At 64.0% G+C, this 24,381-nt stretch carries 23 protein-coding genes and 1 other RNA gene; 3 read left to right on the top strand and 21 right to left on the bottom strand.

What is annotated here, in order from left to right:
* Positions 1–3 precede the first annotated feature (3 nt).
* The 20 genes from lpxC to rsmI form a co-directional block, all read right to left on the bottom strand.
* A complete protein-coding gene (gene lpxC / locus CEW87_RS10150; protein WP_108972737.1) occupies positions 4–927 on the bottom strand; it encodes a UDP-3-O-acyl-N-acetylglucosamine deacetylase in 924 nt (307 codons plus the stop codon).
* Between the two features lie 142 nt (positions 928–1,069).
* On the bottom strand, positions 1,070–2,209 hold the full coding sequence (gene ftsZ, locus CEW87_RS10145) for a cell division protein FtsZ (protein WP_108972735.1): 1,140 nt from the start codon (positions 2,207–2,209) through the stop codon (positions 1,070–1,072).
* 143 nt (positions 2,210–2,352) lie between these two features.
* A complete protein-coding gene (ftsA, locus tag CEW87_RS10140) occupies positions 2,353–3,582 on the bottom strand; it encodes a cell division protein FtsA (protein WP_108972734.1) in 1,230 nt (409 codons plus the stop codon).
* The gene (locus CEW87_RS10135) at positions 3,579–4,424 is read right to left on the bottom strand and encodes a cell division protein FtsQ/DivIB (protein ID WP_420094133.1); all 846 of its coding nucleotides are present in this window, start codon (positions 4,422–4,424) and stop codon (positions 3,579–3,581) included. Before CEW87_RS10135 ends, ftsA begins: the two co-directional genes overlap by 4 nt.
* The gene (locus CEW87_RS10130) at positions 4,417–5,331 is read right to left on the bottom strand and encodes a D-alanine--D-alanine ligase (RefSeq protein ID WP_108972732.1); all 915 of its coding nucleotides are present in this window, start codon (positions 5,329–5,331) and stop codon (positions 4,417–4,419) included. The genes CEW87_RS10135 and CEW87_RS10130 overlap by 8 nt, the downstream gene beginning before the upstream one ends.
* Complete coding sequence (gene murC, locus CEW87_RS10125) at positions 5,328–6,728, bottom strand: UDP-N-acetylmuramate--L-alanine ligase (protein WP_108972730.1); 1,401 nt, start codon at positions 6,726–6,728, stop codon at positions 5,328–5,330. Before murC ends, CEW87_RS10130 begins: the two co-directional genes overlap by 4 nt.
* On the bottom strand, positions 6,725–7,795 hold the full coding sequence (murG, locus tag CEW87_RS10120) for an undecaprenyldiphospho-muramoylpentapeptide beta-N-acetylglucosaminyltransferase (RefSeq protein ID WP_108972728.1): 1,071 nt from the start codon (positions 7,793–7,795) through the stop codon (positions 6,725–6,727). Before murG ends, murC begins: the two co-directional genes overlap by 4 nt.
* Positions 7,792–9,024: a putative lipid II flippase FtsW gene (gene ftsW / locus CEW87_RS10115; RefSeq protein WP_199917163.1), complete on the bottom strand. Its 1,233-nt coding sequence runs from the start codon at positions 9,022–9,024 to the stop codon at positions 7,792–7,794. The genes murG and ftsW overlap by 4 nt, the downstream gene beginning before the upstream one ends.
* Positions 9,021–10,421: a UDP-N-acetylmuramoyl-L-alanine--D-glutamate ligase gene (gene murD / locus CEW87_RS10110; RefSeq protein WP_108972726.1), complete on the bottom strand. Its 1,401-nt coding sequence runs from the start codon at positions 10,419–10,421 to the stop codon at positions 9,021–9,023. Before murD ends, ftsW begins: the two co-directional genes overlap by 4 nt.
* Positions 10,418–11,506 carry a phospho-N-acetylmuramoyl-pentapeptide-transferase gene (mraY, locus tag CEW87_RS10105; RefSeq protein WP_108972724.1) on the bottom strand — a complete coding sequence of 363 codons (1,089 nt, stop codon included), beginning with the start codon at positions 11,504–11,506 and terminating at the stop codon, positions 10,418–10,420. The genes murD and mraY overlap by 4 nt, the downstream gene beginning before the upstream one ends.
* Before the next feature lies 1 nt (position 11,507).
* A complete protein-coding gene (locus tag CEW87_RS10100; RefSeq protein ID WP_108972722.1) occupies positions 11,508–12,920 on the bottom strand; it encodes a UDP-N-acetylmuramoyl-tripeptide--D-alanyl-D-alanine ligase in 1,413 nt (470 codons plus the stop codon).
* The gene (locus tag CEW87_RS10095) at positions 12,917–14,416 is read right to left on the bottom strand and encodes a UDP-N-acetylmuramoyl-L-alanyl-D-glutamate--2,6-diaminopimelate ligase (protein ID WP_108972720.1); all 1,500 of its coding nucleotides are present in this window, start codon (positions 14,414–14,416) and stop codon (positions 12,917–12,919) included. Before CEW87_RS10095 ends, CEW87_RS10100 begins: the two co-directional genes overlap by 4 nt.
* Positions 14,413–16,170 carry a peptidoglycan D,D-transpeptidase FtsI family protein gene (locus CEW87_RS10090; protein WP_108977103.1) on the bottom strand — a complete coding sequence of 586 codons (1,758 nt, stop codon included), beginning with the start codon at positions 16,168–16,170 and terminating at the stop codon, positions 14,413–14,415. The genes CEW87_RS10095 and CEW87_RS10090 overlap by 4 nt, the downstream gene beginning before the upstream one ends.
* Complete coding sequence (gene ftsL, locus CEW87_RS10085) at positions 16,170–16,433, bottom strand: cell division protein FtsL (RefSeq protein ID WP_108950654.1); 264 nt, start codon at positions 16,431–16,433, stop codon at positions 16,170–16,172. The genes CEW87_RS10090 and ftsL overlap by 1 nt, the downstream gene beginning before the upstream one ends.
* Positions 16,430–17,368 (bottom strand): 16S rRNA (cytosine(1402)-N(4))-methyltransferase RsmH, encoded by a 939-nt coding sequence (rsmH, locus tag CEW87_RS10080; protein WP_108972719.1) that lies wholly within the window; start codon positions 17,366–17,368, stop codon positions 16,430–16,432. The genes ftsL and rsmH overlap by 4 nt, the downstream gene beginning before the upstream one ends.
* Positions 17,365–17,808 (bottom strand): division/cell wall cluster transcriptional repressor MraZ, encoded by a 444-nt coding sequence (gene mraZ / locus CEW87_RS10075; RefSeq protein ID WP_108950652.1) that lies wholly within the window; start codon positions 17,806–17,808, stop codon positions 17,365–17,367. Before mraZ ends, rsmH begins: the two co-directional genes overlap by 4 nt.
* A gap of 350 nt (positions 17,809–18,158) precedes the next feature.
* Positions 18,159–18,540: RNase P RNA component class A (gene rnpB, locus CEW87_RS10070), an RNA gene on the bottom strand.
* 135 nt (positions 18,541–18,675) lie between these two features.
* On the bottom strand, positions 18,676–19,110 hold the full coding sequence (locus CEW87_RS10065) for a hypothetical protein (RefSeq protein WP_108972717.1): 435 nt from the start codon (positions 19,108–19,110) through the stop codon (positions 18,676–18,678).
* 14 nt (positions 19,111–19,124) lie between these two features.
* The gene (pyrC, locus tag CEW87_RS10060) at positions 19,125–20,162 is read right to left on the bottom strand and encodes a dihydroorotase (protein ID WP_108972715.1); all 1,038 of its coding nucleotides are present in this window, start codon (positions 20,160–20,162) and stop codon (positions 19,125–19,127) included.
* A 46-nt stretch (positions 20,163–20,208) separates the two neighbouring features.
* A complete protein-coding gene (rsmI, locus tag CEW87_RS10055; protein ID WP_108972713.1) occupies positions 20,209–21,075 on the bottom strand; it encodes a 16S rRNA (cytidine(1402)-2'-O)-methyltransferase in 867 nt (288 codons plus the stop codon).
* Between rsmI and CEW87_RS10050 the strand changes: the two genes are divergently transcribed.
* From CEW87_RS10050 to CEW87_RS10040, 3 genes are all read left to right on the top strand, one after another.
* Positions 21,074–21,487, top strand: coding sequence for a YraN family protein (locus CEW87_RS10050; protein ID WP_108972711.1), 414 nt, complete (start codon positions 21,074–21,076; stop codon positions 21,485–21,487). The two genes, rsmI and CEW87_RS10050, sit on opposite strands and share 2 nt — an antisense overlap.
* 128 nt (positions 21,488–21,615) lie before the next feature.
* Entirely contained in the window at positions 21,616–22,209 is a 594-nt protein-coding gene (locus CEW87_RS10045; protein WP_108972709.1) for a phosphoheptose isomerase, read from the top strand.
* Entirely contained in the window at positions 22,209–22,850 is a 642-nt protein-coding gene (locus CEW87_RS10040; RefSeq protein ID WP_108972708.1) for a BON domain-containing protein, read from the top strand. The genes CEW87_RS10045 and CEW87_RS10040 overlap by 1 nt, the downstream gene beginning before the upstream one ends.
* 54 nt (positions 22,851–22,904) lie before the next feature.
* On the opposite strand, the gene mpl is transcribed toward CEW87_RS10040, so the two are convergent.
* Positions 22,905–24,254: a UDP-N-acetylmuramate:L-alanyl-gamma-D-glutamyl-meso-diaminopimelate ligase gene (gene mpl, locus CEW87_RS10035; RefSeq protein WP_108972706.1), complete on the bottom strand. Its 1,350-nt coding sequence runs from the start codon at positions 24,252–24,254 to the stop codon at positions 22,905–22,907.
* Positions 24,255–24,381: the final 127 nt, after the last annotated feature.

Below are 24,381 nucleotides of genomic sequence, written 5' to 3'. Positions count from 1 at the left end.
GACTCAGCTCACCAGCGCGGCATCGGCAAACTGATGCACGACCGCCGCGGGTGCTGCGGCCACTTTTTCGAAGGTCACGATTTCCCACGCCGACGCGTCTTCGAGCAGAACGCGCAGCACCTGGTTGTTCAGTGCATGCCCGGCCTTGTGCGCCGAATAGGCCGCCAGCAGCGGATGACCACACAAATAGAGGTCGCCAATGGCGTCGAGGACCTTGTGCTTGACGAACTCGTCGGCGTAGCGCAGCCCTTCGGCATTGAGCACGCGGTACTCGTCCATCACGATGGCGTTGTCCAGGCTGCCGCCAAGTGCCAGGCCATTTGCCCGCATGAATTCGACATCCTGCATGAAACCGAAGGTACGCGCCCGCGCGACATCGCGAATGTAGGAATGCTCGGCAAAGTCGATATTCACCGAAGTCGACGTGCTGTCGATCGCCGGGTGGTTGAACACAATGGAGAATTGCAGCTTGAAGCCATCGTAGGGCTCGAGGCGCACCCATTTGTCGCCTTCGCGATACTCCACGGCCTTTTTCACCCGCATGAATTTCTTGGGTGCAGCCTGCTCCTCGATGCCTGCCGACTGCAGCAGGAACACGAAAGGCCCCGAACTGCCATCGAGAATCGGAATCTCGGGCGCATCGACATCGACATGCAGGTTATCGATTCCGAGGCCGGCCAGCGCCGACATCAGGTGTTCGACCGTACCCACTTTCTCGCCGCCCTGCTCCAGCCCGGAACACATCCGGGTGTCGCACACGGCATAGGGATCGGCAGGCAGATCGAGCGGCGGGTTCAGATCGACGCGATGAAAGACGATACCGGTGTCCGGCGCTGCAGGGCGCAGCACCAGATTGACCTTGCGTCCGCCGTGGAGGCCGACGCCGGTTGCCTTGACGATCGATTTGAGAGTTCGCTGCCTGATCATGTATTTCATTCCCGTTTCACACCCGCAGTTTAGCACGCCCCAAAATCTTAGTTGCAGTGCACCAAAAGAGACGGGCACCCGCGCCCGAACCGGAGGCGGCGGTTCGCGCGTGAGTGCCCGTGCGGGCCCGCAGGAAGCGGGATCAGTCTGCCTGGCGACGCAGGAAGGCCGGGATGTCGTAGGTGCCGACACCGTTGTTGCTCATCGCATCAACGGTCGTACGACGGCCACTGCGCATCACGGCTGGTACGTCGAGATTGTTCATGTCGACACCGCTGGACGGGCCATACGTACCCGTACCCTGCACCACCTGCATCACCGGCTGACGTGCGGTAGCACGCGGCGTACCAAGACCGGTGGCGACCACGGTAATGCGGATGCGGTCTTCCATGGTCTCTTCGAACACGGTTCCGTACTTGACGAAGGCTTCCGGCGCGGCAAAGGCCTGGACCGTTTTCACCGCATCGCGCACTTCGGACATCTTGAGCGACTTGCTGGCGGTGATGTTGATCAGCACGCAACGCGCACCCGACAGCTCCGTACCTTCAAGCAGCGGCGACACGGCAGCCTGTTCGGCCGCAATTCGCGCACGATCCATCCCGGCGGCTTCTGCGGAACCCATCATCGCACGGCCCATCTCGGCCATCGCGGTGCGTACGTCCTGGAAGTCGACGTTGACCAGGCCAGGCACGTTGATGATCTCGGCGATACCGCCAACAGCCGAACGCAGCACGTTGTCAGCCGAGCGGAAGCACTCTTCGAAGCCGGCGTCGTCACCGAAGACGTCGAGCAGCTTGTCGTTGAGTACGACGATCAGCGAATCCACATGGCGGGTCAGCTCCTCGACACCGCTCTCGGCCACGCGAATGCGGTTTTCGAAATCGAAGGGTTTGGTCACCACGGCAACGGCCAGGATGCCCATTTCCTTGGCGATCTCAGCCACGACAGGCGCAGCGCCGGTACCCGTACCACCACCCATGCCGCCAGTGATGAAGCACATGTGCGCACCTTCCAGTGCGGCGGCGATTGCTTCACGCGATTCCTGTGCGGCAGCGCGCCCGGCTTCAGGCTTGGATCCTGCGCCCAGACCGGTGACACCGAGCTGGATCTTGGTCGGTGCCAAACAGCGCGACAGCGCCTGCGCATCGGTGTTTGCGGAGATGAAATCCACCCCCTTCACACCTTCACGGATCATGTGGTCGACCGCGTTACCGCCAGCGCCACCCACACCGACCACCTTGATGATCGTCCCAACCGGCTCTTTCTCAATGATTTCAAACATTTGCCTCGCCTCCTTGATAAACGGCCCTGCTGCACTCAGAACGTCCGTTTAACCCGCATTTAGTATTAACCGTAAAGTGTAATACTAAATCTAGGTATCAAAACAGACACTCATTCAAAATGACTGACTGCACCTGCAGCCGGTCAGAAATTCCGCTCGAACCATGACTTCATGCGTCCGAAAAACTGTTTCACGCCGCGCGTATCGCGCGCCTGCAAACCTCTCCTGCGCTGCGCTGCGCCTTCGATTACCAGCCCCATCGCAGCTGCATAACGTGGCTGACACACCACGTCCGCCAGACCGCCGTCGTACTGCGGCGCGCCGACCCTCACCGGCATGTGGAATACATCCTCGCCCAGCTCGACCATGCCATCCATGACGGCCGAACCACCGGTGAGGACGATGCCCGACGACAGCAGCTCTTCGTAGCCGCTGCGGCGCAGCTCTGCCTGCACGAGTTCGAAGAGTTCGGACACCCGGGGCTCGATCACGTCTGCCAGACGCTGACGCGACAGCGGGCGCGGCGGACGATCACCCACACCGGGCACTTCGATCATTTCCTCCGGGTCAGCGAGGGTGTGCATCGCCACCCCGTGGCGGATCTTGATTTCCTCGGCCTCCGAAGTCGGCGTACGCAGCGCCATTGCGATGTCGTTGGTGATCTGGTCGCCCGCGACGGGAATCACCGCCGTATGGCGGATCGCACCCTGGGTAAATACGGCGATGTCGGTCGTACCACCGCCGATATCGACCATGCACACGCCGAGTTCCTTCTCATCCTCGGTCAGCACCGCGTAGCTCGACGCCAGGGGCTGCAGGATGAGGTCCATGACCTCGAGCCCACAGCGACGTACGCACTTGACGACGTTCTGCGCGGCGGACACGGCACCGGTGACGATATGCACCTTGACCTCGAGCTTGACCCCGCTCATGCCGATCGGCTCGCGCACACCACCCTGGCCGTCGATGATGAATTCCTGGGTGAGGATATGCAGGATCTGCTGTTCGGCCGGAATCGGCATCGCACGTGCGACCTCGATCACCCGCTCCACATCCATCGGCGTCACTTCCTTGTCCTTGATCGCGACCATGCCATTGGAGTTGAAGCTCTTGATATGGCTCCCGGCGATACCGGTGTAGAGGTCGTGGATCTTGCACTCAGCCATCAGCTCGACCTCCTGGATCACCCGGGAGATCGCATCGACGGTGGCTTCGATATTGACCACCACGCCGCGCTTGAGGCCGTTGGTCGGCTGCGTGCCGAGGCCGACGACGTTGAGCCGTCCGTCTGGGCGCACCTCGGCCACCATGCAGGTGATCTTGGAGGTGCCGATATCGAGACCGACGATCAGTTCTTTGAAGTCCTTGCTCATTTCTTGCCTTTCGTTGCCTGGTTCCGGCCGACCGGCACGGCATCAATGGGAGTCAATGCAAAACCGCCCGGGTAGCGGAGATCCGCCACGGCGACCTGTAATCCAATGGAGTCCCGCACTTCGGGCCAGGCGGCGACAAAGCGCTTCAGCCTGGCCTCGAGCGGTGCGCGCTCCTGTTCGCGCCCGAGCACGATGAGCACGCCGTTATCAAGCTTGAGCTGCCATGCCTCACGCGCCGACAGCATCAACCCCTTCAGCGACGCGCCCATCGGCTTCAGCATGCCGGAGTAGGTCTCGTAGCGCGCCAGCAGCGTCGCAGCCGAACCTTGCGGGCCCGAGAACGCGGGCATGCGGGCATCGCTCGATGCGGTAAACACCTCACCCTGACGGTTGACCAGACGCGTGTCACCGCTTTCGGTCGACGTCCAGTACGCAACCGCCTGGTGCTCTTCAAGGCGCAGCTCGATGCCATCGGGCCAGCGCCGGCGCACTTCGGCACGCCGCACCCAGGGCAGCTTTTCAAACGCCGAACGCACCGAATCGAGCTCGATGGTGAAGAAGTTGCCGCGAATGGCCGTGCGCGCCACGTATTGCAGCTGCGCTTCGGTCACCTGTCCCGGCGGGGTCAGCACCACCAGTTCACGCAGCGGAAACAGCGGCCGCGACAGAAACCATGTCACCAGGGCCCAGCCCAGACCGATGGCTGCGAACAGCATCAACAGGTCGGAAAGCAGGTCGAGCAATGCCGGACGATTCCACAAGCCCCTGTCGTCGCGCGCGTTGGTCCGCTGCCCGGCCTTGCGGGCAGGTGCTGCAGCGGATCGCATGCGCGCTTCAGCCAAGGCGGGCTCCCTTCAGCAGTTCAAGGCACAGAGCCTCGAAGGAAAGGCCCGCGACACGGGCCGACATCGGCACCAGCGAGTGCCCCGTCATGCCGGGCGAGGTATTCATTTCGAGCAGGAAGGGCTTGCCGTCTTCGGTCAGGATGAGGTCGGCCCGGCCCCAGCCACGACAGCCGAGCACGCGGGCGCTCTTCATCACCAGCGCCTGGAGTGCCTGCTCCTCGGCTTCGGGCAGGCCGCAGGGGCAGTCGTAGCGGGTGACGTCGGTAAAATACTTGTTCTGATAGTCGTAGTTGCCGTCGGGCGCAACGATGCGCACCAGCGGCAGGACGCGATCCTCGAGGAAGGGCGCGGTCAGTTCCTCGCCGGAAACGAACTCTTCCGCGATCACCAGGTTGTCGTAGCGCGCGGCCAGCTCCCAGGCGGCCTTGAGCTGATCGGCTGCAACCACCTTGGTGGCGCCCATGCTCGACCCCTCATGCGCCGGCTTGACGAAGATCGGCAGCCCCAGGTCGGCGACCACCGCCGACCAGTCGGTATCTGCATCGAGAATCGCGTAGCGCGGGGTGGGCAGGCCGGCGGCCAGCCACACCATCTTGGTGCGCCACTTGTCCATCGAGATCGCGGATGCCATGACGCCGCTGCCGGTGTAGGGGATGCCCATGAGTTCGAGCGCGCCCTGAACCGTGCCATCCTCGCCCCCGCGTCCGTGCAGGGCGATGAACACGCGGTCGAAGCCTTCTTCCTTGAGGATGTGCAGATCGCGCTCGGCCGGGTCAAAAGCGTGCGCATCGACCCCGGCGGCCTGCAGCGCTGCAAGCACGGCTGCGCCCGACATCAGCGAAACCTCGCGCTCGGCGGACGAACCGCCGAACAGGACTGCAACCTTTCCGAAGCGCGCCTTCACGACTGATCCTCGCTGTTGCAAAGCTTGCCGGGTACGGCACCGATGCTGCCGGCACCCATGGTGATCACCACATCGCCGTCCTGCGCCAGATCGAGCATGGCCTGCGGCATGTCGGCGATATCCTCGATGAACACCGGCTCCACTTTTCCGGCCACACGCAGGGCACGGGCCAGACTACGCCCGTCGGCAGCCACGACCGGCGCTTCGCCCGCCGCATAGACTTCGCTCAACAGGAGCGCATCGACCGTCGATAGCACCTTCACGAAATCCTCGAAACAGTCGCGGGTGCGGGTAAAGCGATGAGGCTGGAACGCCAGCACCAGGCGCCGGTCGGGAAACGCACCACGTGCCGCAGCAATGGTTGCAGCCATCTCGACCGGGTGGTGGCCGTAGTCGTCGATGAGCGTGAAGCTGCCGCCGCTTGCGAGCGCGACTTCGCCGTAGCGCTGAAAACGGCGCCCGACGCCACGAAACTCAGAAAGCGCCTTGATGATGGACGCGTCCGGCACCTGCACTTCGGTTGCAACCGCAATCGCGGCAAGCGCGTTGAGCACGTTGTGCAAACCCGGCAGATTGAGCTCGATCGGCAGGCGCGAAGTCGTGCCGTTGACCCGAACCGCGTCGAACAGCATCCGTCCGTTCTCGGCGCGGATGTTTTCGGCGCGGATGTTGGCCGTCTCCGACAGACCGTAGCGCACCACCTGCTTCGAAACCAGCGGCATGATCGAGCGCACGTGTGGGTCGTCCTCGCACAGCACAGCCACGCCGTAGAAGGGCAGGCGCTGGAGAAAATCCACGAAGGCCTGCTTCAGGCGGGCGAAGTCATGGCCGTAGGTATCCATGTGATCGGCATCGATGTTGGTCACCACCGAGATCACCGGACTCAGCATCAGGAAGGACGCGTCCGACTCGTCGGCCTCGGCCACGAGAAAGTCACCCTTGCCCAGTCGTGCATTGGCACCTGCAGCGTTGAGGCGACCGCCGATGACGAAGGTCGGATCCATCTCGCCTTCGGCAAGAATGCTGGCAACCAGCGAGGTCGTCGTGGTCTTGCCATGCGTACCCGCAATCGCAATGCCGCTCTTGAGCCGCATCAGTTCCGCCAGCATCTGGGCACGCGGCACGACCGGAATGTGGCGCGCACGCGCAGCGATCACTTCCGGATTGTCGTTCTTGACCGCAGTGGACACGACCACCGCATCGGCCACCTCGACATTGGCCGCGTCGTGACCGAGCACGACGCGGGCCCCCGCGGCCTTCAGGCGGCGGGTGGCGGCGCTTTCGCTCAGATCCGAGCCGCTGACCCGGAACCCGAGGTTAACCAGCACTTCGGCAATGCCGCTCATGCCCGAGCCGCCAATGCCGACGAAATGAATGTTCTTTACCTTGTGCTTCATTTTTCTTCTCCGCCTGCCAGTTCCTCGCAGATACGGACTACCGCCTCGGTGGCGCGCGGCTTGGCCAGCGCCCGGGCATATTCCGCCATCTGCAGCAGGCGCGTTCGATCAAGACTGACGAGAATGCCGGCCAGTCGTTCGGCGTTGAGTTCAGTTTGCGGCAGCAGGTAGGCCGCGCCGTTCTCGGCGAGGAATCCTGCATTGCCGGTCTGGTGGTCATCGACCGCGTGCGGAAAGGGCACAAGCAGGCTCGCCGCCCCGACCGCAGCAAGTTCGGCCACGGTGAGCGCACCCGAGCGGCAGATGACCAGGTCGGCGGCAGCATATTCCTCGGCCATGTCCTGAATGAATGGACGCAGATCACCTTCGACGCCTGCGCCCGCATAGGCGGCACGCAAGGCCTCGAGCTGCTTTTCACCCGCCTGGTGCACCACGGTGGGCCGGACTGCGGCGGGAATCCGGGCAAGGGCCTGCGGCAGCGTCTCGTTGAGCACGGCAGCGCCGAGGCTGCCGCCGACCACCAGCAGGCGCAGCGCCCCTTCGCGTCCGGCAAAGCGCTCGGCAGGCGGCGCGACCGCGCTGATCTCCGTACGTACGGGGTTGCCGACCCAGCCGGCCTTCTTGAGGGCATGCGGAAAGCCTGACAGCACCTTGTCTGCGACCATTGCCAGCACCCGGTTTGCAAGACCTGCCACCGAGTTCTGTTCGTGGAGTACCAGCGGCCGTCCGAGCAGCACCGCCATCATGCCGCCGGGAAAAGTGATGTAGCCGCCCATGCCGACTACGACGTCGGGCCGGACGCGGCGCAATTCGCGCAGCGCCTGCCAGAATCCCGACAGCAGGTTAAGCGGCAGCATCAGCTTGCGCATCAGCCCCTTGCCGCGCAGCGCACCAAAACGGACCCAGGCCGTGTCGTAGCCGTAGGTCGGCACGATGCGGGCCTCCATACCGTCAGGATTACCCATCCATACGATGCGCCAGCCCTTCGCTTTCAGCGCCTCGGCCACCGCCACCCCGGGAAAAATATGTCCGCCCGTGCCGCCTGCCATCATCAACAGGGTTTTCATGACCCGCCCCCCCGTTTCATTTGCCTGACTTCCCAGTCGACCCGAAGCAGAATGGCGAGCGCCAGGCAGTTGGCTACGATGCCCGAACCACCGAAGCTCATCAGCGGCAGGGTCAGCCCCTTGGTCGGCAGCAGCCCCGTGTTCACACCCATGTTGATGAACGACTGAACGCCCATCCACAGGCCAATGCCCTGCGCCACCAGTCCGGAGAAATAGCGTTCGAGCTTGATCGCTTCGCGACCGATGACGAAAGCACGCTGAATCAGAACCGCAAACATGCCGACGACCACGACGACGCCGACAAATCCGAGCTCTTCGGCAATCACGGAGAGCAGGAAGTCGGTATGTGCTTCGGGCAGGTAGAAGAGTTTCTCGACGCTCGCGCCGAGACCGACGCCGAACCATTCGCCGCGCCCGAAGGCGATCAGCGCATGCGAAAGTTGATAGCCCTTGCCGAACGCGTCCTGCCATGGGTCCATGAAGCCGAAAATGCGCTCACGCCGATAGGGTGAAGTCCAGATCAGGATCACGAAACCGATCAGTGCCACGACGCCAAGCAGCGCGAACACACGAATATTCACCCCGCCGAGGAAGAGCACACCGAATGCAATCGCGGTGATCACCACGAAGGCGCCGAAGTCGGGCTCGCGCAGCAGCAGGAAACCGACGAACAGGATGACCATCATCATCGGCAGGAAGCCGCGCTTGAAGCTGCCCATGGCGTCGAGCTTGCGCACCGTGTAGTCCGCGGCATAGATCGCGGCAAACACCTTCATCAGCTCTGAGGGCTGCAGATTCACCGGCCCAAGCGACAGCCAGCGCTGCGCGCCATTGACCTCACGCCCAAGCCCCGGGATCAAGACCACGATCAACAGCACGACGCCACCGACGAACAGGGCGGGCGCAAGCCGCTGCCACTGCGTCATCGGCAACTGAAACGCCACCAGTCCGACACCGACGCCGACCGCAAGGAAGACCGCATGGCGCATCAGGAAGTAATGCGACTGATTGCCGGTAAACCGGCTGCCCTCGGCAATCGCGATCGAGGATGAATACACCATGACCAGGCCGAGCAGCAGCAAGCCGACAGCGGACCAGATCAGCAGCAGGTCAAGCTCGCGTGCCGGCGCCGACGGCCGCATCATGCGCGCAACCGTGCGCGCCCCTGCACTGCTGGTGCGCGGCGTGCGGGATGCGAACATTCCGGCGAGTGCGGCGGCAATCTTCATCGTGCGCTGACCCCCGGCAGTCTGCGCACGGCAGCGACGAAAACGTCGGCGCGATGCGCGTAGTTGCGGAACATGTCGAGGCTGGAGCAGGCAGGCGAGAGCAGCACGACATCACCGGGCTGCGCCAGTTGCGCCGCACGCTCGACCGCCGCATCGAGGCTGGCGGCATGCTCGAGCGCCACGCCGCATCCGGCAACGTCGCTCTCGATGCGTACTGCGTCACGTCCAATCAGCACGGCAGCGCGGACATGACGCGCAAACGGATCAGCGAGCGGCGAAAAGTCCTGCCCCTTGCCGTCACCGCCGGCGATCAGCACGACCCTGCCGGCGAGACCGTCGAGGGCGGCAACCGTGGCACCAACGTTGGTGCCCTTGGAGTCATCATAGAAACGCACGCCGTCCTCGCGTTCGGCGACCAGTTCAACCCGGTGCGGCAGGCCGCGGAAGGCGCGCAGTGCGGGCAGCAGCGCCTCAGGAGCGAGCCCGAGGCCCGCCTCGCACAAGGCCAGCGCGGCGAGCGCATTGGCCGCATTGTGACGGCCTGCAATCGGGAGCGAAGCCAGGGGCAGAAGACGCTCGTCACCGCGTACGAGCCAACATTCGCCGGCCTGCTCGAGCAGACCGTAATCGTCGGCGGACTGGGGCGCAGCAGTCGAAAAACCAATCACCCGTCGGCCAGCACGTGCCATCGCCAGCACGCGTTCGTCGTCCCGGTTGAGCACCTGGACACCCTTGCCCTCGAAGATTCTCGCCTTGGTTTCGGCGTAGGCGTCGAGGTCTGCGTAGCGGTCGAGATGGTCATCGGTCACATTGAGCACGGTCGCCGCATCCGGTTCGAGCCCCTCCATGGTCTCGATCTGGAAGCTCGACAGTTCGAGCACCCAGCATGCAGGCAGATCTTCGCCACGGTCGAGACGGTCCATCAGGACATCGAGCGCAGCCGGACTGATGTTGCCCGCTGCGACGGCATCCATGCCCGAAGCCGCTGCAAGCGCGGCAGTGAGTGCAGTCGTGGTGGTTTTGCCATTGGTCCCGGTAATGGCAAGGATGCGGGTCTCGCCCCTCACCCCGAGGTCGCGCAAGGCAGCAGCGAGCAGGCTCATCTCGCCAGTGACAGGCAGGCCGCGCCGGTAGGCTTCGGCAATGACTCCCTCGCGCGGGTCGAGCCCGGGACTGATCGCGAGCAGATCGACACCGTCGAGCACTTCGTTACCAAATGTCGCGGTGACGATCTCGGCCAGCGGCACGTCCTGCAGCAAGGCATCAAGGCCAGGCGGTCGCTCGCGGCTGTCGGCAACGCGCAGGCGTGCGCCCTGGCGCCCGCACCAGCGTGCCATCGCGAGGCCGGATTCGCCCAGCCCGAGTACCAGAACGTGCTTACCTGCGAACGTGCTCATCTCAGTTTCAGTGTCGACAAACCAAACAGCACCAGCATGATGGTGATGATCCAGAAGCGGACCACCACCTGCGTTTCCTTCCATCCACCCAGCTCGTAGTGGTGATGCAGCGGCGCCATGCGGAAGATCCGCTTGCCACCGCTGATCTTGAAGTACAGCACCTGCACCATCACCGACAGGGTTTCAGCAACGAACAGCCCGCCCATGATGAAGAGCACGATTTCCTGACGCACGATGACGGCGATGGTCCCGAGCGCCGCGCCCAGCGCCAGCGCACCGACGTCGCCCATGAACACTTCGGCCGGATAGGCGTTGAACCACAGGAAGCCGAGCCCGGCACCGCAGATCGCGCCGCAGAACACCGCGAGCTCGCCTGCACCGGCGACATAGGGCACACCGAGATACTTCGAGAAGCCGACATGCCCGGCAACATAGGCAAAGATTGCGAGTGCGCCGGCCACCATCACCGTCGGCATGATTGCGAGGCCGTCGAGGCCGTCGGTCAGGTTGACCGCGTGGCTGGTGCCATTGATGACGAAATAGGTCAGCGCGATGAAGCCGAAGATGCCCAGCGGATACGTCACGGCCTTGAAGAAGGGAACGATCAGTTCGGTTTCGGCCGGCGTGCTCGCGGTCACACCGAGAAAGATCGCCGCAGCCAGCGCAATCAGCGAGGTCCAAAGGTACTTCCAGCGACTCGCCAGCCCCTTGGGGTCACGGTGCACCACCTTGCGCCAGTCATCCACCCAGCCCACGGCGCCAAAGCCGAGCGTCACGAACAGCGTCACCCAGATGTAGCCATTGCTGAGATCGCCCCAAAGAAAGACAGTAATCGCGATCGACAGCAGGATGAGGGCGCCGCCCATTGTCGGCGTGCCGGTTTTGGTCAGGTGAGACTTGGGACCATCGTCCCGCACCGCTTGACCGATCTTCTTCGCTGCCAGCCAGCGGATCACGCCCGGCCCCGCCATCAGGGAAAGCACGAGCGCGGTCAATGCCGCCAGTACCGTGCGCAGCGTGATGTAGCCGAAGACATTGAAGCCGCGGATATCCTGACTGAGCCAGAGCGCGAGTTCGTGCAACATATTAGGAACCTGTTTCCGTACGAGGGGCGGTATTCTGCAGTGCAGCGAGCGCATCCGCCACACGTTCCATGCGCATGAAGCGCGAGCCCTTCACCAACACCACCGAATCGGCATCGAGTTGTCCAGCAAGCGCTTCGACCAGGGCCTCGACGCTGCCGAAATGGGCGCCGCCTTCGCCGAAGTTGCGCGCGGCCACCGCGCTCACATCGCCCAGTGCGTACAACCCATCGACACCTTTGCTCTTGGCATAGCCGCCGATTTCGTCGTGCACCTGAGCGCTGGTCTCGCCGATCTCGCCCATGTCACCCAGCGCCAGAAACGTATGCCCCGGCGTCAGCGCCAGGACGTCGATTCCCGCTCGCACGGAATCGGGATTGGCGTTATAGCTGTCATCCAGAATCACCGAACCGCGCGGTCCCGTGCGACGCTGCAGGCGACCTTTGGTCCCGGCAAATTCGGTCAGCCCTTCGACCACCGCATCCAGCGCTGCACCGGCCGCCAGGCAGGCCGCCGCCGCAGCAACGGCATTGCGTGCGTTGTGAAGACCCGGCACCTGCAGCGCGATCCCGACCCGCCCCTGCTGAGTATCGAGTTCGAGCTGCGATCCGAGGCCGTGGAGGGTACACCGGCCGCGCACGTCCGCTGCCTCGTCGATACCGAATGTCACAATCCTGTGACCGGCGTTGAGCTCCCGCCAGTAGTCCGCATGCGCGTCGTCGGCGTTGATGATCGCCACGCCATCGGACCTGAGCCCCTGATAGATGCTGCCTTTCTCGCGCGCAACCTCTGTCAGCGAGCCCATGCCCTGCAGGTGCGCCCGCTGTGCGTTGTTCACCACGGCCACGGTCGGACGTGCCAGGCCGGTCAGATAGGCAATCTCGCCCGGACGGTTCATCCCCATCTCGATCACGGCCGCACGATGGTGGTCACGCAGTTCAAGCAGGGTCAGCGGCAGGCCGATGTCGTTGTTCAGATTGCCCCGCGTCGCCAGCACGGCATCGCCACCCGCGCCATTCAGGGCGGCGTCGGCGCGCATGATGGCAGCACACATTTCCTTTACCGTGGTCTTGCCATTGCTGCCGGTCACACCAATCAGTGGCAGGTCGAATCCTGCACGCCAGGCGGCAGCAAGCGTGCCGAGTGCAAGCCGGGTGTCGTCCACCACCACCAGTGGCAAGGGGGCGCCCGGGTGCATTTCCGCCCAGCGCGAATCGACCAGTGCAGCGGCAGCGCCTGCGGCAGCGGCGACATCGATGAAATCGTGCCCGTCGAAGCGGTCACCGCGCAGGGCAACGAAAAGCTGCCCGACCTGCAGATTCCGGGTATCCGTTCCAACCGACTCGAAGCGCGCAGCACCGATGACCCGGGCATCCCGGGTAGCGAGGGCGCGCACCGCGTCCAGCAGTGTCATCATGTGTTGCTCCCCCCGTTCCATTCGCGCAAGGCCGCACGGGCATGTTCAAGATCGAGGAAGGGCAGGCGCGTGCCATGGACTTCCTGATAGGGTTCGTGTCCCTTTCCCGCAAGAAGGATCACATCGTCCGCGCCCGCGTCGGCGACCGCGGTCCGGATTGCCAGGGCGCGGTCAACGATGCTTTCCGCACCGGCACCTGCGCCCTCCATGATGGCGTCGATGATCTGCTGTGGATCTTCGCTACGCGGATTGTCACTGGTTACGACGACACGGTCGGCAAGCTCGCGCACCACCTCTCCCATCATCGGTCGCTTTCCGGGATCACGATCACCGCCACAGCCGAACACACAGATCAGACGCCCTCCCCGGGTACGCACCGTCCCGCGCAAGGCCTCGAGAACCTTTGCCAGTGCATCCGGCGAGTGAGCATAGTCGATCACGACCAGCGGCTCGGCCACGCCGCCGACGAGCTGCATCCGGCCCTCGGGCGGCGTCAGCCTGGCAGCCACGTGCAGCGCCTCGTCCAGCGCCACGCCGCGGGCAATCAGGGCGCCAATGACGGCAAGCAGGTTGGACACGTTGAAGGGCGCCACCATGCGCACCTGAAGGTCGAACTTGCGCCCTTCCCAGAGCACGGTGAAGCGCAGGCCGGACGCAGTGGTTTCAAGCCGGTCGCCGACGAGCACACGGGCGCCCGGCACAGCATCCGCATTCGATGCGATCCGGGTGTAGCCCAGCACACGCCGCCCCGCATCCAGCAGACGGCGCGCCTGCATCAGGCCGAAGGCGTCGTCCAGATTGATCACCGCTTCGCCAACACCTGGCAGATCGAACATGCGCGCCTTGGCAGCCGCGTAGGCATCCATCGTGCGGTGATAATCGAGATGGTCCCGCGACAGGTTGGTGAAGATTGCAACGTCGAAGCAGGCGCCATTCGCCCGCCCCTGATCGAGCCCGATCGAGGACACTTCCATGGCGGCCGCACCGGCGCCAGCCGACACGAAGCCTGCCAGCAGGCGATGCAGATCAAGCGCGTCCGGCGTCGTATTGGCACTTGCCGAAAGCTGATCGACGAAACCGCAACCCAGGGTACCGACAATGCCGCAGCGGCAGCCGAGTTCATCCAGCGCCCGCGCCAGCCACTGGCTGACCGTGGTCTTGCCATTGGTGCCCGTCACGCCGGCGAGCCAGAGTTTCTCCGAGGGACGCTCGTAGATCTCGTGCGCCAGATGTCCGGCCAGTTCGCGCAGGCCATTGACCGCGATGAGCGGGCGGGCACCCGTGGCGCACTGAAAGCCGTCACTGCCTTCGTAAAGCACAGCAGCAGCACCCGCGGCGACGGCAGAATCGATGAAACGACGTCCATCGGTCGCATAGCCCGGCCACGCGGCAAAGACATCGCCCGCGCCGACACGGCGCGAATCAGCGGTGATGCCCGTGGGCGTGACGCCCTGCTTACGCAGTTGTTCGAGGATCGTTTGGGCCTGCTCGCTCACATGCTCTCCCGCACCGCAGTCACAGCTTCGGCACCTTGCTTGCGAGCAAGCTGCAGTGGCGTGATGGGTGCGTCGGGTGCCACACCCAACGCGCGCAGAGAGCCTTCGACGATACGGGCAAAGACCGGGGCTGCAACTGCGCCACCGTAATGCGCACCGGTGGGCTCATCGATCATCACCGCGACGACCAGTCGCGGACGGGACACGGGCGCAAGGCCGACGAACGAGGAGATGTACTTCTTGACGTACTGCCCCCCCTCCAGCTTGTATGCGGTGCCGGTCTTGCCTGCAACGCGATAGCCCGGCACCTGGGCCTGGGGCGCGGTCCCTCCTGGCCCGGCAGCCAACTCGAGCATGGCCCGGACTTCTCTTGCCACCTGGGGCGAGAAAACCCGTTTCGGGGCCGCTTTGGGTGTATCGACCCGGGTCAGTGACAGCGGAAGCAGATCACCATCGCGCGCGAAAGCGAGATATGCGTGAGCAATCTGAATCAGACTGACCGAAATCCCGTGCCCATAGGACATCGTGGCCTGCTCGATCGGACGCCACGACTTGGCTGGACGCAGGCGGCCGGTCGCTTCGCCCGGAAATCCGAGGCTGAGCTGCGAGCCGAAACCCAGCCCGTCGAGCAGGCGCCACATCTCATCCGGGCTGAACTGCAGCGCCATCTTGACCGTACCGACGTTCGAAGACTTCTGGATGACCTCGGCAACCGTCAGGACGCCATGAGGATGCGCATCGCCAATCGTCGCGGTGCCGATCGTCATGCGCCCCGGGCTGGTGTCGATCTTGGTCGCGGCCTTGAACTTGCCACTCTCGAGCGCAAGCGCGGCGACGAAGGGCTTCATGACCGAACCCGGCTCGAAGGTATCGGTGAATGCCCGGTTCCGCAGCTGCGCGCCGGTCAGGTTGGCGCGATTATTCGGATTGAAGGTGGGCGCATTGGCCAGCGCCAGCACTTCGCCGGTCTGCACATCCACGACCACAACGGCACCCGCCTTGGCACGGAATTTCTGCATTGCTTCGCGCAAGGCCGAGTAGGCGAGATACTGGATCTTGCCATCCATCGCGAGCACGACGTCCTCGCCATCACGCGGCGGCCGGATGGACTCGACGTCTTCGACGACCTGCCCCCGACGATCCTTGATCACCCGCCGCGAGCCGGGCTGACCGGCGAGCTGCGCTTCGTACGCGAGTTCGATGCCTTCCTGACCGCGATCTTCGACGCTGGTGAAGCCCAGCATGTGCGCCGTCACCTCGCCTCCAGGATAGAAACGACGGTATTCACGCTGCTGATGGATACCCGAGAGCTTGAGCTCCGCAATACGCTCGGCCACATCGGGTGAGAGCTGGCGTTTCAGATAGGCGAAGTCACGCCCCGACGCCAGCTTGGCATTGAGTTCGGCAACATCCATCTCGAGCAGCTTTGCCAGCTGCCTCGCCTCGCCCGGCTCGAGATTGACGTCGGTCGGGATTGCCCACACGGAGCGCACCGGCGTACTCACGGCGAACATGTCGCCATTGCGATCTGTGATCCGCCCCCGGGTTGCCGGCACTTCAAGCACACGGGCGTAGCGCATCTCGCCCTTGGCCTGGAGGAATTCGTTGTTGATGCCTTGCAGGAAAAGCGCCCGCCCGACCAGCACCAGCATGCAGCCAAGCAGAACCATCAGCACAAAACGTGAACGCCACACGGGCAACTCGCGCTTGAGCAAGGGATTGTGATTAAAGGTGACAGTGCGCTGTTTTTGCATCATTGCGCCTCCAGCACGACAACCTGCCCCTGAACCGGCGGCCGCAGTCCGAGCCGCTCGCGCGCCAGTTTCTCCACACGCCCATGCGCCGCCCAGGTGCTCTGCTCAAGCTGCAGCTGCCCCCACTCGACCTCAAGTCCGTGCGCACGGGTCTGCTCCCGCTCAAGTGCGGAGAACAGCTTTCTGGCCTGGTGCTGCGCGGCAACGACGCCAAGCGCACTGGCCACCACGAGCGCGACGAGGAGTGCATCGAGGCGGATCACGCTGCGGCCTCCGTACGCTCGGCCACGCGCATCACCGCGCTGCGGGAGCGCGGGTTATGTGCAACCTCTTCATCCCCCGGGTGCACCGCCTTGCCGACCAGCACCAGCGGCGGCTTCGGCATGTCGGCAGCACGCACCGGCAGGCGCGCCGGCAGCTGGGGCGGACGCGAGCCGTCGCGCATGAAGCGCTTGACGATGCGGTCCTCGAGCGAATGGAAACTGATCACAGCCAGCCTGCCACCGGTCCGCAGTCGACGGACACAGACAGGCAGCACCTGCGTCAGCTCCTCAAGCTCCTGATTGATGAAAATCCGTAGAGCCTGGAAACTGCGCGTCGCTGGGTGCTTCCCCGGCTCGCGCGTGCGGACCGTTTTTTCCACGATCGCGGCAAGTTGTCCAGTGGTTTCGACAGCCCCCCCTGTCCGAGCAGCTGCAATCGCCTTTGCAATCGCATAAGCAAACCGTTCTTCTCCATAATCTCTGAGTACCTCCGTGATTTGGGCGACGGAAGCATCCGCCAGCCAGTCTGCTACGGTCTGTCCGCGACTTGTGTCCATGCGCATGTCGAGCGGCGCATCAAAGCGAAAGCTCATCCCTCGCGCGCCATCATCGAGTTGTGGAGACGACACCCCCAGGTCCATCAGCACGCCATCGACGAGCTCGATGCCGAGCTGTTCAAGCTCGACATCCAGATCGCTGAACGGGGCATGAACCAGCGTCAGTCGGTCGTCATTCATCTCCCGTCCGGCCGCAATGGCAACGAGGTCACGATCGAAGGCGATCAGGCGTCCAGCCGGGCCAAGCCGCGCAAGGATCTCGCGACTGTGCCCACCACGCCCGAAGGTGCAGTCCACGTAAATGCCGTCAGGCCGGATCGCCAGTGCATCGACGCCCTCCTGCAGCAATACGGTGATGTGCAGCGCTTTCTCGCTCATAGCGCAAGACTCTCGAAACCAGGCGGCAGCCCGGTGCCCGCCAGCGCCATCATGGCTTCCTGCTGTTTCTGCCAGCCGGCGTCGGACCAGAGTTCGAAGTGGCTGCCCTGCCCCACCAGCCAGACCTGTTTTTCGAGACGGGCGAACTGCCGCAGGGAAGGCGCAATCAGCACGCGCCCGGCGCTGTCGAGCGCCTCGTCCTGGGCAAAGCCGACGAGGAGTCGCTTCAGCTGGGCCGAGACCGGGTCGAGGCTGGGTGCACTCAAGACCTTGTCACGGATCGGCTCCCACGCAGGAACCGGGTAAACGATCAGGCAGCCGTGAGGATGGGCGGTGATGACCACCTGCCCATTCTCTACAGCAAGCGCGTCACGATGCCGCGAGGGAATCGCAAGGCGACCCTTCGCATCGAGACTCAGCGCTGCGGCTCCCTGAAACATCGCGCCCCCTGAACGGTTCGGGCGAAGCATCAAAATGACACTCCACCCCACTTTTCTCCACTTATCCCCACTGTAGAGTAAAGGCACAACCCGGTCAAGCCGACGAACGAGGGAAACTCTTTGCTACACAATGACTTAAGTCAAAGCAGGCAAGCTCAAATAAACCCTGTTAAATCAAGGCAAATAGCGCAACTTCATGCAGGAGTGCATGAACTGCGAAAGTGGGTCTGGGCAGAGTGGGGCGAAGTGGGGAAAGCCGCAGGACGCGGACGAAAAATGACCGCCGGATGACGGCATGTCGCCACTTCGGGACCGCGGCGCGTCAGCACCGGGATCGAAACATAAGGGAATTGGGAAGTTCGCCGATAAGCCGGGTTCTGTCGAACGATCCAGCGCAAACCGGATCATCGGGCAGTCATTCCTCTGGGCGACACGTTACCGTGAAGCTCTAGCAGCCTACCCGGGAGCGACGCGAGCCACGCCATTACTCCCCTATTTGGCCTTGCCCCGGATGGGGTTTACCGTGCCAGTCCTGTTGCCAGTCCTGCGGTGGGCTCTTACCCCACCCTTTCACCCTTACCTGATCTTTCTTGCGAAAGCCATCGGCGGTCTGCTCTCTGTTGCACTTTCCGTCGCCTCACGACGCCCGGCCGTTAGCCGGCATCCTGCTCTGCGGGGCCCGGACTTTCCTCCACACACCCGAAGGTGCACAGCGACTGCCTGGCGAACTTCCCGGGCGGATTATACGTGAACACCCCGCCTCGGGCGCGCCATCGGCAAAACAAGCTGCCCGACAACCCCCGGCAGGTCCGGCGCACCGGCAAGCAGCAGGCAAATTACGACGAAAGCCGTAAGCCCGCAGCCGCCTCACCCTCCAGCGGAGGGTACGGGTACAGCCTCGAACTCAGGCGCGCCATCCTTCAGGCGGAAGCGCCCCACGAGCGCACCGGGCGGCGCATCGCCGGCGTTGTCCCAATCCTGCACCTGGCACGACTCCGTGCTGGCCAGATACCACCGGGCGCCCTGATGGAGCGCCCACATCTGGTAACCCGCATCGAAGACTTCGATATCGGCCATCGTGGTACGCCCGGGATGAATGCGCACCTTCTTCTGGCATTGCGGCAGACGCGCCGCAACGATGTACTGCGTGACCTCGTCGCTCCAGAAATAGGGCTGCTCGCGCAACAAGGTCAGCGCGTGCTCCTTGCCTTCGATCGAATAGGCAACGGCACTGTTCTCGCAAGCCGCCAACAAGGGAGCCAAGGCAAGCAGGGCAATGCAGCGCAGACGTGGGAAGGACATCGGGCCAGACCTCCTCAGGGCACCAGCTTCCACGCCACGGACTCGCCCGCGCGCAGCGGAACCAGCGGGTCCGCACCAAGATAGCCATAGGACTCAGGCACCTGCCAGGTCTCGCGCTGCAGGGTGATGCGCTCGGGGTTCGGCTTGAGGCCGTAGAACGCAGGCCCATTCAGACTCGCGAAAGCCTCGAGCCGATCGAGCGCACCGGCAGCCTCAAAGACTTCCGCGTACAGTTCGATGCCCGCATGAGCCGTGTAACAGCCGGCGCACCCACACGCCGACTCCTTGGCACTGCGCGCGTGCGGCGCGGAGTCGGTGCCGAGGAAAAAGCGCGGATTACCTGAAGTCACCGCCTCGACAAGCGCCTGACGATGCGTTTCGCGCTTGAGTATCGGAAGACAATAGTGATGCGGACGGATGCCGCCGGCAAAGATGGCGTTCCGGTTGAGCAACAGGTGATGTGCGGTCACGGTCGCGCCGACATGCGCCCCGGCTGCACGCACGAACTGCGCAGCCTCGGCCGTCGTGATGTGCTCGAACACCACCTTCAACCCGGGGAAACGCCGCACCACCGGCGACAGGACGCGCTCGATGAAAACCCGCTCGCGATCGAAGACATCGACATCGCCGGCAGTCACCTCGCCATGCACGCACAACACCATGCCGCACGCTTCCATGCGCTCGAGTACCGAATAAACCTTGTCGATCGACGTCACGCCGGCATCGGAGTTGGTGGTCGCACCCGCCGGATAGAGCTTGGCCGCCACGATCGCACCACTGGCCTTGGCCCTGTCGATCTCGTCTGGCGGCATGTTGTCGGTGAGATACAGGCTCATCAGGGGCTCGAAACGCACACCTTGCGGCACTGCAGCCAGAATGCGCTCACGATAGGCCAGCGCCTGCTCCGTCGTTGTCACCGGCGGACGCAGATTGGGCATGATCAGTGCGCGGCCGAAGCGTTGCGCAGTGTGCGGCACGACGGTGGCAAGTGCATCGCCGTCGCGGACATGCAGATGCCAGTCATCCGGGCGGGTCAGGGTAATCGTGTGCATCGCTTCGCTCTGTGATCGTTTGTGAGGATTATAAGCGGGCAGAGCCTCAGCCGGCGTCCTTGAGTGCCAGCGCCCGTGCATAAAGCGCATTCTTCGGTGCGCCGGTGATCTCGGCTGCGATCCGCGCCGCCGTCTTGACCGGCAATTCGCCAAGCAGCAGGTCGAGCACGCGCTCGGCCTCCACCCCCAGGCCCTCCTGCTCAGGCGCGCCATCGACCACCAGCACGAACTCGCCGCGCACCCGGTTGCTGTCCGCCTCGAACCAGGCGACGGCCTCGCCCAGCGGCATGCGCACGATCTCCTCGTGCAGCTTCGTCATTTCACGCGCCACCAGAATCTCGCGTGCAGGCCCGAACACTGCGGCCATGTCGGTGACACACTCAAGCACCCGATGGGGCGCCTCGTAGAACACCAGCGCATCGCGATCTTCCACCAGCGCCGCCATTGATGCGCGCCGGGCGCCCGATTTGGGCGACAGGAAACCGACGAAGCGAAAACCGCCCTCCGCAAACCCGGACACCGACAGCGCCGCGATTGCGGCACAGGCCCCCGGCACCGGCACCACCGGATACCCCGCCTCCCGCACCCGGGCCACTGCCTTTGCCCCCGGATCCGACACCGCAGGCGTGCCCGCATCGGTGATGAGCGCCACATGCTGCCCGGCCGCCAGCCACTCCACCAACTGCCCGGCCGCGCGCTGCTCGTTGTGCTGATGCAGGGCAACCAACCGGGTACGGACGCCGCACGCCTCCATCAAACGCTGGCTGTGGCGCGTGTCCTCGGCCGCAATGACATCGACCGCCGCCAGGATGCCCTGAGCCCGCGCAGATATGTCACTCAGATTTCCCAGCGGGGTCGCCACTACATATAATGACGGCGTCCTGGACAGGAGCCTTGCAGAAGAGTCGGTCATGAAGAAGTCAGCAGAAGGGGGCAGGACATCGATTGTCGGTGCGCGGACGACTCCGGCGCAAGCGCGCGGGCAAATTGCCGAAGATCTCGCAGCAGCACACCTCGAACGCAACGGCCTGCAGATCCTCGCGCGCAACGTGCGCTGCCGCGGCGGCGAGGTCGACCTGATCGGACTCGAGCGCAACACGCTTGTCTTCGTCGAAGTGCGCCTGCGCGGCAACTCACGCTTCGGCGGCGCCGCAGCGAGCATTACTGCGGAGAAGCAAAGGCGCATCGTGCATGCCGCACGCTGGTGGCTGAGCGGAGGCGGCCGCAGCCATGCCAACCGCCCGTGCCGCTTTGACGCCATCCTGTTCGACGCCCCCGACGCCAACCACCTCGACTGGATCAGGGCGGCCTTCGACGCAGACTGACCCAGGCGCGCGGTAAGCCCATGTAAAAGCAGGTGCACAAAGGCGCGTTTCCCGCCATGCTAGGCAGCAGTCGGCACCCGAACGTGCGTGCTAGACTTCAACCCCCAAGGCATGACCCCGATCGAGACATGGACCTGATTGACAGAATTTCCCGCCACTTCGAGGACAGCGCGCAAACCAAGCTCGCCTCGATCGAGTGGATGGCTGCACCCATTGCGCAGGCCGTGGAGGCCATGACCGGCTGCCTGATCAACAACGGCAAGATCCTCGCCTGCGGCAACGGCGGATCGGCAGCGGATGCCCAACACTTCGCCGCCGAGCTGGTCAACCGTTTCGAGATGGAGCGCCCGCCATTGGCAGCGGTAGCACTGACCACCGACAGCTCGACCCTGACCTCGATCGGTAACGATTACGACTTCGTACAGATTTTTTCCAAGCAGGTTCGCGCACTGGGGCAGCCGGGCGACGTTCTGCTGGCGATTTCGACCAGCGGCAATTCGCCGAACGTCATCGATGCCATCAACGCCGCACATGAACGCGAAATGCGCGTCATCGCGCTGACAGGCAAGGGCGGCGGCTCGATTGCCGACCTGCTCGGTGACGACGACATTCACCTCTGCGTGCCGGCCGATCGCACCGCACGCATCCAGGAAGTCCACCTGCTCGTCCTGCACTGCCTGTGCGACGGCATCGATTGTCTGCTATTAGGAGTGGAAGACTGATGAACCCATCCCGTACCCGCCGCAAACTGCTTCTCGGCCTTTGCGCCGCCGGCACCCTGCCCTTGCTGCAAGGCTGCTTCCCGGTGGTGGCCACCGGCGTCGGCGCCGGCGCCATGATGATCGCCGACCGTCGCAGCTCCGGTGTCTACGTAGAAGACGAAGGCATCGAGTGGAAGGCAGCCAGCCGCCTGCGCGAGCAGTTCGGCACCATCAACCACATCAATGTCACGTCCTACAACCGCAACGTACTGCTCACCGGAGAGGTGCAGAACGAAACCGTACGTGCGGAAGCCGAGCGCATCATCGCTGGCGTGGAGAACGTGCGCGGCATCATCAACGAACTCGCGATCGGCCCGGCGTCGTCAATGAGCGCTCGAGCCAACGACAGCCTCATCACCTCCAACGTTAAGGCACGGTTCGTGGATGGCCAGAGCTTCTCGGCCAACCACGTCAAGGTCGTCACCGAAGCCAACGTCGTCTTCCTGATGGGCCTCGTGAAACGCAGCGAGGCCGACGCGGCCAGCGCCATCGCGAGCACCAGCCAGGGCGTGCGCAAGGTTGTGCGGGTGTTCGACTACATCAGCGACGACGAGGCTCGCCGTCTGGACGCGCCCGCGGGCAGCAAACAGAAACCGCAATAAACAGTCGCCACACACTGGACGGCTCCGCCGGAGTCGTCCAGCCGCCTGCGCATATCAATCGCGCGCAAGCCCTGTGAGCAACTTCTGGTGCACACCACCAAATCCGCCATTGCTCATGACCAGCACGTGGTCACCGGGCTGTGCTGCACGCACCACTTCAGCCACCAGTGCATCCAGGTCCTCGTGACAGGCCGCCACTTCGCCCAGCGGCGCCAGGGCGCCGGCGGCATCCCAGCCCAGGCCCTTGGTATAGCAGAACACACGGTCAGCATGCGCCAGGCTGCGCGGCAACTGATCCTTCATCACCCCCAGCTTCATCGTGTTCGAGCGCGGCTCAAGGACGGCGAGAATGCGCCCTTCGGGGTGACGCCGCCGCAGGCCTTCGACGGTCAGCGCGATCGCCGTCGGATGATGCGCAAAGTCGTCATACACGGTGACGCCTTCCACCACACCACGAACCTCGAGCCGACGCTTGATGCCCGCAAACTTCGCCAGACTGGCGATTGACTGCGCCGGCGTCACCCCGACATGGCGGGCCGCGGCTATGGCCGCAAGGGCGTTGTCGCGGTTGTGGCTGCCCGCCAGAGGCAGTTCAACCCGCCCGAGCTCGCGCCCTGCCAGCGAGAACACTGCCTCGGCGTCGGACGCGCCGACACCCGCAGACCAGCCCTCTGCGGTATTGAACCATTCAAGCTCCGACCAGCAACCACGTTCGATCACCCTGTGCAGTGCCGCCTCAGCGCCATTGGCAATGATCCGGCCGCTTGCCGGCAGTGTGCGGACCAGGTGATGAAACTGCGTTTCGATCGCAGGCAGATCGGCAAAGATGTCAGCGTGATCGAACTCGAGATTGTTGAGGATCACGGTCCGCGGGCGGTAGTGCACAAACTTGGAACGCTTGTCGCAAAAGGCGGTGTCGTATTCGTCAGCCTCGATCACGAAGAAGGGCGATTCGGTCAGCCGCGCTGACAGCCCGAAGTTCTGCGGCACCCCGCCGACCAGAAAGCCGGGGTTGAGCCCGGCATCCTCGAGGATCCATGCCAGCAGCGAGGTCGTGGTCGTCTTCCCATGCGTACCCGCCACACCGAGCACCCAGCGCCCCGCGAGCACATGCTCTGCCAGCCACTGCGGCCCCGACACATAGGGCAGGCCACGATCGAGAATCGCCTCAAGCAGCGGATTGCCGCGCGAAATGGCGTTACCGACCACGAACACGTCAGGTTCGAGCGCGAGTTGCGCCGGATCAAAGCCCTCGGTGAGTTCAATGCCCTGCTCTTCGAGCTGAGTGCTCATCGGCGGATAGACGTTGGCATCGCAACCGGTGACCCGATGACCGGCGGCACGGGCCAGCAGCGCCACCCCACCCATGAAGGTGCCGCAGATGCCGAGAATATGGATATGCATGAAGACTCCGGAAGAGCGCGAAACGAATGAAACCCGCCCGTGTAGAATGGGCCGCATTCTACCCGATGGCACCGAGCCCACAGCATCCATGCCAGCAAACGCCAACTTCCCGAAAATCGGCACCCTG

The sequence above is a fragment of the Parazoarcus communis genome, assembly GCF_003111665.1.
GTDB lineage: Bacteria > Pseudomonadota > Gammaproteobacteria > Burkholderiales > Rhodocyclaceae > Parazoarcus > Parazoarcus communis_B.
The sequence above is the reverse complement of the archived record's forward strand: the minus strand, read 5'-3'. Positions and strand labels throughout refer to the sequence as shown.

Coding starts and splice junctions, on each gene's coding strand:
- lpxC (WP_108972737.1), bottom strand. CDS start 927: ATGATCAGGCAGCGAACTCTCAAATCGATCGTCAAGGCAACCGGCGTC.
- ftsZ (WP_108972735.1), bottom strand. CDS start 2,209: ATGTTTGAAATCATTGAGAAAGAGCCGGTTGGGACGATCATCAAGGTG.
- ftsA (WP_108972734.1), bottom strand. CDS start 3,582: ATGAGCAAGGACTTCAAAGAACTGATCGTCGGTCTCGATATCGGCACC.
- murC (WP_108972730.1), bottom strand. CDS start 6,728: ATGAAGCACAAGGTAAAGAACATTCATTTCGTCGGCATTGGCGGCTCG.
- murG (WP_108972728.1), bottom strand. CDS start 7,795: ATGAAAACCCTGTTGATGATGGCAGGCGGCACGGGCGGACATATTTTT.
- ftsW (WP_199917163.1), bottom strand. CDS start 9,024: ATGAAGATTGCCGCCGCACTCGCCGGAATGTTCGCATCCCGCACGCCG.
- murD (WP_108972726.1), bottom strand. CDS start 10,421: ATGAGCACGTTCGCAGGTAAGCACGTTCTGGTACTCGGGCTGGGCGAA.
- mraY (WP_108972724.1), bottom strand. CDS start 11,506: ATGTTGCACGAACTCGCGCTCTGGCTCAGTCAGGATATCCGCGGCTTC.
- CEW87_RS10100 (WP_108972722.1), bottom strand. CDS start 12,920: ATGATGACACTGCTGGACGCGGTGCGCGCCCTCGCTACCCGGGATGCC.
- CEW87_RS10090 (WP_108977103.1), bottom strand. CDS start 16,170: ATGCAAAAACAGCGCACTGTCACCTTTAATCACAATCCCTTGCTCAAG.
- rsmH (WP_108972719.1), bottom strand. CDS start 17,368: ATGAGCGAGAAAGCGCTGCACATCACCGTATTGCTGCAGGAGGGCGTC.
- mraZ (WP_108950652.1), bottom strand. CDS start 17,808: ATGTTTCAGGGAGCCGCAGCGCTGAGTCTCGATGCGAAGGGTCGCCTT.
- CEW87_RS10065 (WP_108972717.1), bottom strand. CDS start 19,110: ATGTCCTTCCCACGTCTGCGCTGCATTGCCCTGCTTGCCTTGGCTCCC.
- pyrC (WP_108972715.1), bottom strand. CDS start 20,162: ATGCACACGATTACCCTGACCCGCCCGGATGACTGGCATCTGCATGTC.
- CEW87_RS10050 (WP_108972711.1), top strand. CDS start 21,074: ATGAAGAAGTCAGCAGAAGGGGGCAGGACATCGATTGTCGGTGCGCGG.
- rsmI (WP_108972713.1), bottom strand. CDS start 21,075: ATGACCGACTCTTCTGCAAGGCTCCTGTCCAGGACGCCGTCATTATAT.
- CEW87_RS10045 (WP_108972709.1), top strand. CDS start 21,616: ATGGACCTGATTGACAGAATTTCCCGCCACTTCGAGGACAGCGCGCAA.
- CEW87_RS10040 (WP_108972708.1), top strand. CDS start 22,209: ATGAACCCATCCCGTACCCGCCGCAAACTGCTTCTCGGCCTTTGCGCC.
- mpl (WP_108972706.1), bottom strand. CDS start 24,254: ATGCATATCCATATTCTCGGCATCTGCGGCACCTTCATGGGTGGGGTG.